The sequence below is a fragment of the Sphingomonas sp. SORGH_AS_0870 genome (assembly GCF_031453175.1).
Taxonomy (GTDB): domain Bacteria; phylum Pseudomonadota; class Alphaproteobacteria; order Sphingomonadales; family Sphingomonadaceae; genus Sphingomonas.
In genome coordinates this window covers 2766991-2781973 of sequence record NZ_JAVIYW010000002.1, presented here as the reverse complement: position 1 = coordinate 2781973, position 14983 = coordinate 2766991, and the positions used below count along the sequence as shown (strand labels likewise).

Genomic DNA, 14983 nt, shown 5'->3' with positions numbered 1-14983 from the left:
GGGGCGGCGTTGCTGCTGGCCGTGGCGGCGACCGCGACGCTGGGCGCGCAGGCCCCCGCGCCGGCGCATCGCTGTCTCGGCCAGGACGCAATCGTCACGGTGCCCGCCGGGACCGTCCTGCTGGGCGAGGACGGCGCGGAGCGTCCGGGGCAGGCGGTGCGGGTGGCGGCGTTCCGCATCGACGCGCATGAGGTCACCAACCGCCAGTTCGCCGCCTTCGTCGCGGCGACCGGCCATCGCACCCGGGCCGAGCGCGAAGGCGCATCCGCGCTGTTCGTCGCCCCGACCGAGGCCGTTTCGCTCGACGACGCCTCGCGCTGGTGGCGCTGGACGAAGGGGGCGGACTGGCGTCATCCCATGGGGCCGGGCAGCGACCTGACCGGCCGGGCGGACGAGCCGGTCGTCCATGTCGACCGCGACGATGCGGCCGCCTATGCCCGCTGGGTCGGCGGCGCGCTTCCGACCACGGCGCAATGGGAACGCGCGGCGCGGGGCAATCAGAATGCCACGCGCGACCCGGTCGAATGGGCCTTCGACCATGGCAAACCGCGCGCCAATGTCTGGGAAGGCGTCTTCCCGATCCGCGACACCGCCGAGGACGGCTATGCCGGTATCGCCCCGGTCGGCTGTTTCGAACCCAATGACCTGACGCTCTACGACATGGTCGGCAATGTCTGGGAATGGGTGGCGGGCGAGGGCGATGTGGGGCTGGTGAAGGGCGGCAGCTATCTGTGCGCGATGAACTATTGCGCCAATTTCCGCCCCGCCGCCTATCAGGCCCAGGAACACGACCTGCCGACCTCGCATATCGGGTTTCGCGTGGCTTATCCGGTGGCTGCTCCCGGTGCGTCGCTTTCGATGCGGATCGGTCGGTCTTTATCAGGTTCGGCCAAAGCGACCAATATTGGCGGGTAGGATTGCCCGGAAAAGAGGAATGCTGTCATGCAATCCTGTGCAATTTATGGTTAACGAAAAGCTTGCCGTAGTTCATGGCTCATATTTGCATCGGTGCCATCTGCAAATTCCGGCAGACCGCGCGCCGATCTTGTGGCGCGCTCCCGATCGCAATTGGGTGGCACACGCCGGGCCTTAACCCATGATCGGGAATTTGCTTCCGATTCCGAAGCTATAGCAGCCGATGCGGGCGATCGCGCTTTGACGAAGCGTGATCTGGAGGCACCGCATCGTGAAACGCTATCTCGCCATCGGTATCGCAGCGCTTGGCTGCGTCGTGATCCCCGCGCCGTCGGCCGCGCAGCAAAGCACGCAATTCCAGGTGACGATGACGATCCAGGCCGAGTGCCGGTTGACCTCGGCAAGCGACCTGGCGTTCGGCGCGACCGGCGTGATCCAGACCGCGATCACCTCGACCAGCACGATCGGGGTCCAGTGCACCAACACGACGCCCTATAATATCGGCCTGAACGCGGGCGCGGGGGCGGGCGCGACCGTGACGGCGCGGCGGATGACCTCGGGCGCGGGCGCGACGGTGGTCTATGAGCTGTTCCGCGACCCCGCACGCTCGCAGATATGGGGCAACACGGCGGGCACCGATACGCTGGCCGGGATCGGCAATGGCGCGGTGCAGACGCTGACCGTCTATGGCCGGGTCCCGCCACAGACCACCCCGGCGGCCGGAAGCTATACCGACACCGTGCAGGTGACCGTCACCTATTGAGATGCCCGCAGGAGGAACGCCCATGAGACGCGCCATAGCGGCGGCCGCCATGCTGCTGACTATCCCGGCGATCGGCCGGGCATCGGACATCCGGGTCGCACCGGTCGCCATCGATCCCTTGCCCGGCGCGCGGACCACCGCGCTGACGCTCAGCAATGCCGAGCAGCGGCCGGTGCGGGTCCAAGTCCGCGTGATGCGATGGACCTCGCGTAACGGTGCGGACGTGCTGACGCCGACCAGCGACGTCGTCGCCAGTCCGCCCTTTTCGACGCTGGCGCCGCAGCAACAATATCTGATCCGCGTCGTGCGCACCGCCAAGGCGCCGCCGGTGGGTGAGGAGGCTTATCGCGTCCTGATCGACGAGGTGCCCGATCCCGGCCGGGCGCAGCCGGGCACCGTCGACCTGGTCGTCCGCCAGTCGATCCCGGCCTTCTTCTCGGACATTCCCCGCCGAGTGCCCGATGTCAGCTGGCGGATCGAGCGTTCGGGAGGCACCACGGCGCTGGTCGGGCGGAATACGGGCAATCGGCGGCTGCGCCTGGCCGACCTGCAACTGATCGCTGGAAGCCAGCAGATCCTCGCGCGGGCGGGGCTGGTCGGCTATGTCCTGGCGGGGTCCGAGCTTCGCATTCCGCTGAACCCCGGCACCAGCGTTCCGAACGGCGCCGATGTGCGGATGCGCGCGGTTTCCGATGGCGGCCCGATCGAGGTCTCCCTTGCGTCCCAGCCGCGCCGGTGAACTGGGCTGGACGATCCTGGCCGCGCTGTCCTGCGCCCATCCGGCACGGGCACAGGATGACGGCAGCCTGCGGGTAGGTGTCGACGTGGACCCCCGCCGCCAGGAACAGGCGTTGCAGCTGGAGGTCTATCTGAACGACCGTCCCACCGGCTATGTCGCGTCGTTCACCCAGCGCCCGGATGGCGGCTTCAGCGCCCCGGCGAGCGAGTTGCGGACCGTCGGCGTCGCGCTGCCCGTCGAGGTCGATCGGGGCGACGTGCCGCTCGAGCGTATCGCTGGTCTGCGGTATCGCTATGAGGAGATGCGGCAGATCATGTGGCTGGTCGCGGGGCCGACCGCGGAGCGGCCGACGCTGATCGATGGCGGGCGAAACGGTCGCGGCGGGGCGGTTCCGGATCGTCCGCCGCCGGGCGTGGTGCTCGACTATACGCTGTTTGCCAGCGGCGACCGAAGCGCGGTCGGTCCCCGCTTCACGGGCGCATCGGGGGCGTTCGGGACGCGGATATTCGGGGCCTTCGGCCTGATCGAGAACAGCGCCGTCGCGCTGCTGTCCAACGGGCCGCGCGTCACGCGATTGTCGACCACCTACAGCTATGAGGATCCGTCGCGTCTGGTGACGCTGCGCGCGGGCGACACGATCAATGGCGGGCATGGCTGGACCCGGCCGATCCGCATGGGCGGCCTTCAGATCCAGCGGACGTTCGGCATGCGGCCCGACCTGGTCACCATGCCGATCCCGCGCCTGGCGGGGAGCGCGGCCGCCCCCTCGACCCTTGACCTGTTCATCGACCGGGTCCGCACGCTGTCGGCGCGCGTGCCTGCGGGGCCCTATGCCGTGATGCACCCGCCGGTTGTGCAGGGCGCGGGCGTCGCGACCGTGGTCGTCCGCGACGCGCTGGGCCGCGAGACGGTGTCGACCGCGCCCTTCTATGCCTCGCCGCAATTGCTGGCGGAGGGGCTGACGGACTTCAGCGCCGAGATCGGCTTTGCGCGGCGCAGCTATGCGATCGTGTCGAACGACTATGACCGGCGGCTGATCGCCTCGGCATCGGCGCGGCGCGGCATCTCCAGCCGATGGACGCTCCAGGCGCATCTCGAGGCTGGCGCGGGCCTCCTCCAGATCGGCGCGGGGAGCGTCGTGACGCTGCGCGACCGGGCGCTGCTGTCGGTCGCGGGCGCGATCAGCCAGGCCGGTGGGCGGACCGGCGGGCTTGTCGATATCGGGCTGGAGGCGCGCCGCCCCGGCTTCTCGGTCCTCCTGCGTTCGATGCGGACGATCGGCGGCTATGCCGACCTGGCGTCGCGGACCGCATCCTTCGGTCCGGTCCTGACGGGCGATCGTCGCATCTTCGGCGCGCCGCGCGAGATCGACCAGTTCTCGCTGTCGCTTCCCATCCAGGCGACCTCGGCGTCGATCGGCATCAGCCTCGTCAATTCCAAATCGGCGGCGGGGGACCGCTATCGGCTGGCCAGCCTGTCCTCGACCGCTAATGTCGGGCGCTTGTCGCTGTTCGCCAATGCCGTGGCCGATCTGGGCGGCGATCGCAGCTTCGGCCTGTTCGTCGGCGCCAGCCTGCCGTTCGGACGACGCGCCTCGATCACCACCGGCGCGACGGTTTCGCAGGGGCGGGTATCGGGCTATGCCGAAATGTCGCGCCAGGGCGCACATGAGCCGGGCTCCTGGGGATGGTCGGTGCGCGTCGCCGATGGCCGCGAACGGGCGGGACATGCGATCCTGCGCCACACGACCGGCTTTGCGCAGTTCGAGGCGACGGGCCTCTATGCCGGGGGCGGGGTATCGGGAACCCTGCAGGCGGAGGGGGCCGTGGCGCTGATCGGCGGCGACCTTTATGCGGCCCGGCGGCTCGACCAGTCCTTCGCGGTGGCCGATGCGGGGGCGAGCGGCGTGCGGGTGTATCGCGAGAACCGGCTGGTCGGAACGACCGGCGCGTCGGGCAAGCTGCTGGTCCCCGATATCGCGCCGTTCGAGCCGAGCGCCATCTCGATCGACCCCTCGTCATTGCCCGTCGATGCGCGCATCGCCTCGACCCATGCCGAGGCGGTGGCCTTTTCCCGCGTGCCCGCCCGCGTCGCCTTCGGGGTGGCGCGCGAAACCGATACCGCGCTGGTCGAGTTCGTCGATGGGCAAGGGCGGCTGCTGCCGCTGGGATCGCGCATCGCGCGGGACGGGGTGCCCGAGGAGGCGATCGGGTATGACGGGGTCGCCTTTCTCGGTGCGCTCGCCCCCCGGAACGAGGTGGTCGTCACCGACCCCGATGGCGGGCGTTGCCGCGCGCGCTTCGCCTTTGCGGCGCGACCGGGCGAACAGGTCCGCGTCCGCGCCGTCTGCCTGCCGATCGGGAGTGCGACCCCATGAAGCCGTTGATCCTGGCGCTGCTCGCCGCCCTGGCGCTCCTTGTCATGCCCGGCACCGCGCAGGCGCAGACCTGTTCGGCGACGGTTTCGACGATCGATTTCGGCGGCCCGGTGCTCCTGGGCAGCGGCCCGGTCGATGTGACGGGGACGGTGTCGGTGACGTGCACCGGCATCCCGCTGCTCAGCGTGGTCAAGGTCTGTCCCGGCATCGGCGCGGGCAGCGGCGGCACCGATGGGTCGGCCCGGTCGATGACCGGCACGGCAGGTACGCTGCGCTATCAGCTGTATCAGGATGCCGCGCGATCGGTCGCCTGGGGTTCGCTCGATAATCCGACCTTGGGCAGCGTGCCCGCGATCATCGTGTCGGTCGCGCTCAACGGGGCGGGGTCGGCGACGCGCACCCTCTATGCGCGGCTGTTCGGCGGCCAGACGACGGTCGTGCCGGGCAGCTATCGCTCCAGCTTCATCGGCAACGCCACGCAGTTCAGCTATGGGGTCGAACTGATCGGCGCGAGCAGCAACTGCACCGGCTTTGCTGGCTCAGCCTCGATCCGCCCGACATTCGATGTCAGCGCATCGCCGTCCAGGGGCTGCACCGTGGCGGCGACGCCGCTGTCCTTCCCGACGACCGGCGTGCTGTCGCGGCCGGTGACGGCGCAAAGCGCGTTGACCCTGACCTGCACCAACCAGACCGCCTATGCGGTGCGGCTCGATGCGGGGCGCAATGCCGATACGTCGGGTGTCCGGCGCATGCGGGGCGCTTCGGGAAGTTTCATCGCCTATGGGCTGTTCCGCGACGCGGCGCTGTCGTCGAGCTGGGATGGCGCTCTCCAGGCCACGGGCACCGGGCTGGCGCAGTCGCAGGCGATCCATGGCCGCGTGCCGCCCCAGCCGACCCCGGCGCCCGGCCTCTATTCGGACACCGTCGTCGTCACGGTCACCTATTAGCCCGGTCGGACCGAAGCCGGGGTGACCCCGCCGCCCAGGGCGCGCGCCAGCGCGACGCTGGCCGCCAGCCGCTGCGTCTGCAGGGACAAGGCGCTCTGCTGGTCGCGCAGCAGGCTCTCCTGTGCGGTCGCGACGTCGAGATAGGTGGCCGCCCCCTTGATGTACCGGTCCAGCGCGATCTGCTCGGTGCTGGCGGCGGCGGCCACCGCCTGGGCCTGCGCGGTCTGGGCGTCGTCCAGGTGGCGGAGTGTGGCGAGCGCATCTTCGACATCCTGGAACGCGCCCAGCGCATGGCTGCGATAGTCGGCCATGGCCGCCTTCCAGTTGGCGCGCGCGGCGGCGAGATCGGCGCGACGCTGCCCGCCGTCGAAGATGTTGAGGATCGCGCCGGGGCCGATCGCCCAGAACAGGTTCGGGGCGGCGACCAGACCGGCGAGCGCGGTGCTTTGAAAGCCGCCCGTACCGCCCAGCGTGATCCGGGGGAAGAAGGCCGCCCGGGCGACACCGATCCGGGCATTGGCCGCCGCCATGCGCCGTTCGGCCGCCGCGACGTCCGGCCGATTGGCGAGCAGCGTGGTGGGCAGGCCGACGGGGATCGCGGGCTGGGCCAGCGGTGCGTCGCGGCGCGGGATGGCGAAGGTGGAGGCGGGCTGTCCGACCAGGCTGGCAATCGCATGTTCGGTGATCGCGCGCGATGCCTCCAGCGCGGCATATTGGGCGCGCGCCTCGCCAAGCAGCGCGCCTGCGCGGCCGACATCCATCCCCGTCGCGATGCCGCCGCGAAAACGGTTGCGGGTCAGCGCGTCCGCTTTGGCGAAGGCGTCGATGGTCTTGGTCAGCAGCGCGAGTTGCTGGTCCTGTCCCCGCAACTGCACGAAATCGGTCGCCAGCTCGCCTTGCAGCGCGAGCTTGACCGCCGCCAGATCGTCCTTGCTCGCCTCCGCCAGCGCGCGGCCGGACGCCACCGAATCGCGCACGCGGCCCCACAGGTCCGCCTCATAGGACAGGTCGCCGCCCAGCGTCGCGGCGGTGTAGAAATCCGGCTGCGATCCGCCGCGCAACGGGCGTTCGTCCGATTGCCGGTTGTGGAGCAGGCCGGGGGTCAGCTCGACATGCGGAAACAGCCCCGACCGCGCCCCCGCCAGCGTCGCGCGGGCGAGATCATAGCGGGCCAGCGCGCCCGCCAGCGTCGGATTGTCGCGCTCGATCCGCGCCTCAAGCTCATCGAGCAGCGGATCGCCAAAGCCCGTCCACCATGCCGCCGCCGGAGCGGGTGCGATCGCATCGACCGGCTTCCACAGGCCATCCCCCGTCGTCGGCATCTCCTTGTACGCCGCGGGCGCAGCCATGACCGGCGGGCGATAGGCGGGGGCCATCGAACAGCCGCCGAGGAGCGCCAGCATCGCTCCCGACAGCCAGCGGGCGCGGGGTTCAGCCATGATGGTCGTCCCCCACGCGTACCAGTTCGCCTTGCGCCAGCGAGTCCGGGGGATTGTCGACGATCCGCTCGCCGGGGGTCACGCCCGACAGGATCTGGACGGTCGGGCCATTGTCCTGTCCGATATGGATCCGGTGCATCGCGATGCGGCCATGCGGATCGACCGTGGCGACCTGCGCCCCGCCCGCGCCGAACAGGATCGCGCTGGAGGGCACCATCGCTGTTCCAGCCTGTCCGGGCAGGTCGAACCGCGCCTGGGCATAGCCGCCGGGCTTCAGCAGGTCGTCGGGATTGTCGGCCAGCAACTGGACGCGAAAGGCGCCGGACTGCGGATCGATCGCGCTCGACAGCCCCGCGACCGTCGCGGGGAAGCGGCGCCCCGGAAAGGCGGGGACGCTCAGCGTCGCGGTCATGCCCGGCCGGATCGTCGCGGACAGCGATTGCGGGACGTTGACATAGACGCGGATGCGGTGGGTGTCGGCCACTCCGAACATCGGTGCCTGCGCCGCCGCGCCGGGGCCGACCAGATCGCCGACCTCGGCATTGCGCGCGGTCACCACCCCGGCAAAGGGCGCGCGCACCACGGCATAGCGCTTCATCGCCTCCAGCCGCGACAGCGCGGCGCGGGCCTCGGCGACCCCGGCGGTCTTGACCGCCAGATCGCCATTCTTCTCGTCGACCTCCTGCCGGGAAACCGAAGAGCTGGTCAGCAGGTCGGCCCAGCGTGCCGCCGTGCTGCGCGCCAGCTTCTCATGCGCCAGGGCGCTGGCGAGCGCGGCGCGGGCCTGCCCGATCTGCTCGTCCAGTTCGGGCGTGTCGATCTCGCCCAGCGCCTGCCCTTGCGCGACATGCGCGCCGATATCCTGCGTCCAGCGGCGCACATAGCCGCTGACGCGCGGAAAGAGCCGGGCGGCCTCCCAGGCCTGGAGCGTCGCGGGCAGGTCGAGCGTGTCGCTCGCCGCGCCGCCCTTGACGGTGACGAGGTGGACGGTCGGAATGGCATTGGCCGTCGACCAGCTGGCCGCGGACGCGACGTCATGGCTGCGCGACAGGGTTCCCACCCCCACGATACCGATCGCCAGCACGGCGGCGGCAAGGCCTGCGGTCTTCAGGCCCTTGGGCGTGGGGGTGTCGGCCGACACAGCGGGGGCCGGGGCGGCTTCATGCATGGATGGCTTCTCCGATGGGCATGGCGGGGGAAGGGGTGGCGGCCGTCCGGCGGCGGTGCGCGATGGCGAAGACGACGGGGACGAAGACGAGCGTGGCGAGCGTCGCGCAGAGCAGGCCGCCGATGACCGCGCGGCCGAGCGGCGCATTCTGCTCGCCGCCTTCGCCCAGCCCCAGGGCCATCGGGGCCATGCCGATCATCATCGACAGTGCGGTCATCAGGACCGGGCGGAAGCGGGTGGCGCCCGCCTCCATCGCCGCCTGGACGGCGTCGCCGCACGCCGCCAGCCTTTCGCGCGCGAAGCTGACGACCAGCACGCTGTTAGCGGTCGCCACGCCCATGCACATGATGGCCCCGGTCAGCGCGGGCACGCTGAGCGGCGTATGGGTCGCGAACAGCATCCACACGATCCCGGCCAGCGCCGCGGGGAGGGCGGAGACGATCACCAGCGGATCGGTCCAGCTCTGGAAGTTCACGACGATCAGCAGGTAGATCAGCACGACCGCCCCGGCGAGGCCCAGGATCAGGCCGGTGAAGGCGGTGTTCATCGTCTCCACCTGTCCGCGCAGCGCCACCGTCGCGCCCTTGGGCAACTGGCCCTTGGTCTGCGCCAGCACCTGGCGGATGTCGGCAGCGACCGCGCCCAGATCGCGGCCCTGCGGCGTGGCATAGACATCGAACACCGGCTGCACCGCATAATGCGAGACGAGGGCGGGGCTCGGCTCGCGGTGGAGCGTGCCCAGCGCGCGCAGCGTCTGGAAGCTGCCCGGCGTGCTGCCGGTGATCGGCAGATTGTCGATCTGTTCGACCGTGTCGGCGCGATATTGCGGGGCCTGGACCACGATCGGATAGGACACGCCGTTCTTGGGGTTCAGCCAGAAGGTCGGCGCGACCTGCGCGCTACCCGCCAGGTTGACCGACAGGCTGCGCGTCACGTCGTTCTCGGTGATGCCCAGGCGGCTCGCCTCGGCACGGTCCACATCGACCGCATATTCGGGATAGTTGGACGCCTGTTGCAGCCGGACATCGGCCAGCCCCGGAATCCGCGACAGTTTCGCGACCAGCATCCGCGCATAGGCCTCGCCCCCCTTGGTGTCGGGGCCCGCGACCTGGACGTCGATCGGCGCGGGCGAGCCGAAGTTCAGGATCTGGCTGACGATATCGGCGGGCAGGAAGGAGAAGGACGAACCCGGAAAGTCGTGCGGAAGCTGTTCGCGCAGGGCCTTCACGAACCCGGCCGTCGGGCCATGGCCTTCCTTCAGCGTGATCAGGATGTCGCCGTCCTGCGGACCGACGCCGCCGGTGTTGGAATAGGCGCGATTGATGCCGCTGACCGGCAGGCCGATATTGTCGACGATGGTGTCGATCTGGTCGGCGGGCACGACCTGGCGGATGCGGTTCTCGATATGGTCGAACAGCGCCGCCGTCTCCTCGATCCGGGTGCCGACGGGCGCGCGGACGTGAAGGCTGATCTGCCCCGCATCGACCGCGGGAAAGAAGTTGCGGCCCAGCATCGGCACCAGCGCGAAGGACATCAGGACGACCGCCATGAAGGCGATGACGAACGGCCGCCGCCGGGCCAGCGCGAAGGCCAGCAGGCCGGTATAATAGCCGCGTACCCCCTCGAACCGGCGCTCGAAGCCATGCTGGAACCGTCGGAGCGGGTTGCGGCTCTCGGGGCGTCCGGCCTGGGCGTCATGCGTCACCATCACCTCAGCGGTGTGCGGCCCCGCATGGTCGCGCAGCAGGTAATTGCCCATGGTCGGGACCAGCGTGCGCGACAGGATGAACGAGGCGATCATCGCGAACACCACCGCCATCGCCATCGGCGCGAACAGGAAGCCCGCGACGCCCGGCAGGAAGAACATCGGCACGAAGGCGATGCAGATGCACAGCAGCGAGACGAAGGCGGGGCCGACGATCTGCCGCGCGCCGTCCAGGATCGCGTCGCGCACCGGCTTGCCCTGTTCGAGATGCCAGTTGATATTCTCGATGGTCACTGTGGCGTCGTCGACCAAGATGCCGACCGCCAGCGCCAGCCCGCCCAGCGTCATGATGTTGAGCGTCTGCCCGGCCAGCGCCAGCCCGGCGATGGCGGCCAGGATGGCGAGCGGGATCGAGGCGGCGATGATGACCGTCGACCGCCACGAACCGAGGAACAGCAGGATCATCAGGCTGGTCAGCGCGGCGGCGATCACGCCTTCGCGCATCACCCCCGACACCGCCGCCTTCACGAACACCGACTGGTCGGACAGCAGCTTGACGTTCAGTCCGGCGGGCAGGGTCGCTTCGAGTTGCGGCATCAGCGCCTTGACGTGATCGACGATGGCGATGGTCGAGGCCGACCCGCTCTTCAGCACGGTCATCAGCACCGACCGCGCGCCGTCGACCCGGACCTCGTTGCGCTGCGGCGGCGAGCCGTCGCGGACATGCGCCACGTCGCGCATCAGGACCGTGGTCCCGTCGATCGTCCGGATCGGCAGGGCGTTGAGATCCTCGATCGCGTCGGGGCTGTTGTTCAGCCGCAGATTATATTCGTAGCGGCCGATCCGGGCGGTTCCGGCGGGAATGATCTGGTTCTGCTGCGCCAGGGCATTGGCGACGTCGGTCGCCGACAGCCGGTGCGCCTGAAGCGCGGCGGGATCGAGGTCGATCTGGATCTGTCGCTCCTTGCCGCCATAGGGCGACGGGATCGCCGCGCCCTGGACCGATGCCAGCGCCGGGCGGATCATGTTCTGGCCCAGGTCGTAGATCTTCTGTTCGGACAGGCCCTTGCCGGACAGCGCCAGTTGCAGGATCGGCACGGTCGAGGCGTTGTAGTTCAGGATCAGGGGCGGGGTGATGCCCGGCGGCATCTGCTTCAGGACGGTCTGCGAAGCGGCCGTCACCTGTGCGGTGGCGGTGCGGATATCGACGCCGGGGCGGAAGAAGATCTTCACGATGCCGACGCCCGACAGCGACTGGCTCTCGATATGGTCGATATCGCCGACCGTCGCGGACAGCGAACGCTCGTAATAATAGATGACGCGCCCCGACATGTCGCGGGGCGGCAGGCCGCGATAGGTCCATACCGCCGCGATCACCGGGATGCGGATGTCGGGGAAGATGTCGGTCGGCGTCTCGACCGCCGCGATCCCGCCGCCCAGCACGATTAGGATCGCGAGGACGACGAAGCTATAGGGCTTGGCAAGGGCGAGCTTGACGAGTTGAAGCATGGGCATCCCGGTGTCGGACACGAACAGGGTGTCGGCGACGGCGCGGGGGAAGAGGGTGGGGACCGCGGCCGCGTCGCCGACGGGATCCTCTTCGCGCCGATCGGGCGCGCAGGCGACTTAAATGAATTTCACACCGACCGGGGCAGCGCGATCCGGACGCACAGGCCGGGCCGGGCGTCGGACAGGTGCAGGCGAAAGCCGTGAAGGTTCAGGATCGCGACGACGACGCTGAGGCCCAGGCCGCTGCCCGGCACGTCCCGCGCCGCCACGCCCCGGTGGAAACGCCGCAGGACCGCATCGCGCTCCTCGGGCGGGATGCCGGGGCCGTCGTCACGGACTTCGATGGCCGGGCCGCGATCGTCCTGGGTCAGCGCGATGCCGACCCGGCCGCCGGCGCGCGCGAACTTGATCGCATTGTCGACAAGGTTGCTGAGCGCCTCGAACAGCAATCGGTCGTCGCCCTCGAGCCATAGCGGCCGGGTCGCCACCGACAGGGTGATGCCGCGATCCTCGGCCAACGGCTCGTACAGCTCGGCGACCTGCGCGACCAGCAGGGCCAGGTCGATCCTGTGGAAGCCCGCGCGTCGACGCCCCGCCTCCAGTTCGGAGATACGCAACAGCGCGGCGAACCGTTCGAGGACCAGATCCAGGTCGGCGGTCGCCCGACCGATGCCCGCCGCCACCTCCGCCGCGTCATGCGGCTGATGCGAGAGCGCGTTCAGCGTGGCGCGGACGCGGGTCAGCGGGGTGCGCAGGTCATGGGCGATCGCATCGGTCACGCCCTTCACCTGCGCGACGACGCGGCCGACCTCTTCGACGGTCGCGTTCACCGTATTGGCGAATTGATCGAGTTCGTCGTGCCGCCCCGCGATCGGCATCCGCACCGAAAAGTCGCCCGCCGCAATCTCCCGGCTGGCGCGTTGCAGCGCCCGGACGCGGCGGAGCGGGGCCCGGCTGAACCCGACCGCCGCCGCCGCGACGCAGAGCAGGATCAGCAGGCCGCTGACGATCAGCGTCTCCAATATGGTATGGCGCAGGTCGCGCAGCAGGCTGATGTCGCGACCGACCAGCAACGTCTCGCCATCGCGCGTCCGAAACGCGACCAGGCGGAACGGCCCGCGCGATCCGCTCTCCACATCGACGGGACGGCCGGGGACCAGCGGCCGCAGGAGACGGACATTGCCCAGCACCGGCGTGCCGTCGCCCGCGATCAGCGCCAGATAGTTGAAGCCGGTCCGGTTCCGCCTCAGCTCGTACCGGACCCGGTCGGGCAGCTGGTCGGCGGGCACCCGCGCCAGACGCTCGGCGACGGCGTGCAGGATGCGGTCGCTGCGCGCGGTCAGGTCGCGGGCGGCGGCGAAATAGACCACGCCCAGCATCGCGATCAGCCCGATGACGAACACCGCCCCCAGCATCGCCGACAGGCGGAAGGTGCTGATCCGGACGACCTCGCGCCAGTGCAGCGGCTCAACCGGCGTCGAAGAGATAACCCTCTCCCTTCACCGTCAGGATGGGGGAGGGATGGCCCGGCCGGTCGATCTTCTTGCGGAGGCGGGCGATATGGACGCTGATGAGATTGGCGCCGGGATCGAAATAATAGCCCCAGACCCGTTCGAAGATGATCCGCCGGGTCATCACCTCGCCCCGGTTGCGCATCAGGAATTCGAGCAGGCGGAATTCCATATGGAGCAGCCGGGTCGGCACGCCGTCCACCCTGACCGTGCGACGGACGAGGTCGCATTCGATCCCGCCGCCGCGCAGCACCACCGCCTCGGCCTGTTCGCGCCGCCGGAGCAGCACCTCGACCCGCATCGCCATCTCGGCGAAATCGAACGGCTTGGTCAGGTAATCGTCGCCACCGGCGCGCAGGCCCGCGATCCGCTCGTCCACATCGCTCAAGGCGCTGAGCATCAGGACGGGGATGGCGATATGACGCTCGCGCAGCCGGGCGACCAGGCTCAGCCCGTCCAGCCCCGGCAGCATCCGGTCGAGCGTGATCGCATCGAACGCCTCGCGCGTGGCCAGGGTCAGGCCGGTCTCGCCATCGGCGGCGCGGCTGGCCTCATGGCCGTGCCGCTCCAGCTCGGCGATGATGGCCGTGGCGGTGGCGTCGTCGTCTTCGATGACCAGGATGGCAGCCATGCGACCGGCATAGCCCCACATGCCGTTCACGGCCAAGGCTCGGCGCACCAGGTGAAATTCATTTAAGTCGGCCGGATCGGGCTTTCGGGCGAAATGGCGGGGTATCGCACGCCTCACGCCCGAAGGATTCCCCATGCGCCGCCTCTGCCTGTCGATGATCGCCCTTTGCTCGGGCCTGGCCGTCGTCCCGGCGCATGCCTTGCCGGGCGCCGGAGACATGGCCGAGGATTGCTTCGACGTCGCGGCACCCATGGCCGAAGCGACGCCGTGCTGGGAACCCGGCCGTCACCGCGACCACCATCACGCGCGCCGCAATCGAAGCGCCGAGCGGCCAGGCCCTACCGCGTCACCGCATGGGCGAATGCCGCGACGTCGGCGATGACGGGCGCGCGGCCGCGAAAGGGGCGTGCGACCGACAATATCATCCCGACATGCCCCAGCTTAGGATAGGTGCGCAGCGTCACCGACACGCCGCCCGCACGCAATCGGTTCGCCAGCGCCTCGCTGTTGCGGGGCAGGACCGTCCGGTCCTCGCCCCCGACCAGCAACAGGGCGGGGGGATCGCCTGCGCCTGCCCAGTGGACGGGCTGGGTCTCTTCGGGACGCGGCCATGCGCCGAACGCCGCGCGACTGACATCGACGTCGAAGGGGGCGAAGTCATAGGGACCCGCCAGCCCGACCAGGCCACGGACCGCGCTCCGATCCGGGCCGAGCCAGCGATCGTCGACCGCCAGCATCGCCGCGATATAGGCGCCCGCCGAATGGCCCATCAACACGATGCGCCGTGGATCGCCTCCAAACGACCCGACATTTGCTTCCGCCCAGCGCACCGCTGCCGCGCCGTCCTCGACAAAGGCGGGATAGCGGACGTTCGGCACCAGCCGGTAATCCGGGATCACGACCACGAAACCCTGCGCCGCCAGCGCCCGGCCGACAAAGGCATACCCCGACCGCGTCCCGCTGTTCCAGCTGCCGCCATAGAAGAAGACGATCACCGGCTTCGGCCCGGCTTTGCCCGAGCGCGGGGCATAGATGTCGAGCGTCTGGCGGGCATCGCGGCCATAGGCCAGCCCCGCCGCCACCCGCCTGGCTTCGCCATCCTTGGGCACCAGCGCGTCGAAGGTCTTGAGCGGCGAACAGGCGCCGATCATCAGCCCAAGGGCCAGCGACAGGGCGGCGCGACGCGACTGGGGACTATGATAGGGAATCGTCATTCCTTCATGATGGGCATCGATCGCACCGCTCGCCAGTATGCGGAACGCCTCTCGACCCAAGGCGG

The 14983-nt window shown here is 69.8% G+C and carries 11 protein-coding genes; 5 read left to right on the top strand and 6 right to left on the bottom strand.

All coding sequences use genetic code 11. The annotated features are described in order from the left end of the window. Positions 1-9: 9 nt before the first annotated feature. The 5 genes from QE363_RS12930 (at position 10) to QE363_RS12910 (ending at position 5741) form a co-directional block, all read left to right on the top strand. The gene (locus tag QE363_RS12930; RefSeq protein ID WP_309695840.1) at positions 10-915 is read left to right on the top strand and encodes a formylglycine-generating enzyme family protein; all 906 of its coding nucleotides are present in this window, start codon (positions 10-12) and stop codon (positions 913-915) included. 271 nt (positions 916-1186) lie between these two features. Continuing rightward, positions 1187-1678 (top strand): spore coat U domain-containing protein, encoded by a 492-nt coding sequence (locus QE363_RS12925; RefSeq protein ID WP_309695838.1) that lies wholly within the window; start codon positions 1187-1189, stop codon positions 1676-1678. Positions 1679-1700: 22 nt separating this feature from the next. Then, positions 1701-2417, top strand: coding sequence for a molecular chaperone (locus tag QE363_RS12920; protein WP_309695837.1), 717 nt, complete (start codon positions 1701-1703; stop codon positions 2415-2417). After that, positions 2395-4794, top strand: a complete 2400-nt coding sequence (locus QE363_RS12915; protein WP_309695835.1) for a fimbria/pilus outer membrane usher protein — start codon at positions 2395-2397, stop codon at positions 4792-4794. Before QE363_RS12920 ends, QE363_RS12915 begins: the two co-directional genes overlap by 23 nt. Next, positions 4791-5741, top strand: a complete 951-nt coding sequence (locus tag QE363_RS12910; RefSeq protein WP_309695833.1) for a spore coat U domain-containing protein — start codon at positions 4791-4793, stop codon at positions 5739-5741. The genes QE363_RS12915 and QE363_RS12910 overlap by 4 nt, the downstream gene beginning before the upstream one ends. On the opposite strand, the gene QE363_RS12905 is transcribed toward QE363_RS12910, so the two are convergent. The 6 genes from QE363_RS12905 to QE363_RS12880 form a co-directional block, all read right to left on the bottom strand. After that, positions 5738-7180 (bottom strand): efflux transporter outer membrane subunit, encoded by a 1443-nt coding sequence (locus QE363_RS12905; protein WP_309695830.1) that lies wholly within the window; start codon positions 7178-7180, stop codon positions 5738-5740. The genes QE363_RS12910 and QE363_RS12905 overlap by 4 nt on opposite strands. Further along, positions 7173-8348 carry an efflux RND transporter periplasmic adaptor subunit gene (locus tag QE363_RS12900; protein WP_309695828.1) on the bottom strand — a complete coding sequence of 392 codons (1176 nt, stop codon included), beginning with the start codon at positions 8346-8348 and terminating at the stop codon, positions 7173-7175. The genes QE363_RS12905 and QE363_RS12900 overlap by 8 nt, the downstream gene beginning before the upstream one ends. Continuing rightward, entirely contained in the window at positions 8341-11562 is a 3222-nt protein-coding gene (locus QE363_RS12895) for an efflux RND transporter permease subunit (RefSeq protein WP_309695826.1), read from the bottom strand. Before QE363_RS12895 ends, QE363_RS12900 begins: the two co-directional genes overlap by 8 nt. Positions 11563-11690: 128 nt before the next feature. Next, positions 11691-12965 (bottom strand): HAMP domain-containing sensor histidine kinase, encoded by a 1275-nt coding sequence (locus QE363_RS12890; protein ID WP_309695824.1) that lies wholly within the window; start codon positions 12963-12965, stop codon positions 11691-11693. 64 nt (positions 12966-13029) lie between these two features. Further along, positions 13030-13704 (bottom strand): response regulator transcription factor, encoded by a 675-nt coding sequence (locus QE363_RS12885; RefSeq protein ID WP_307104536.1) that lies wholly within the window; start codon positions 13702-13704, stop codon positions 13030-13032. A gap of 338 nt (positions 13705-14042) precedes the next feature. Next, positions 14043-14918 (bottom strand): alpha/beta hydrolase, encoded by an 876-nt coding sequence (locus QE363_RS12880; RefSeq protein WP_309695822.1) that lies wholly within the window; start codon positions 14916-14918, stop codon positions 14043-14045. Between the last annotated feature and the right edge of the window lie 65 nt (positions 14919-14983).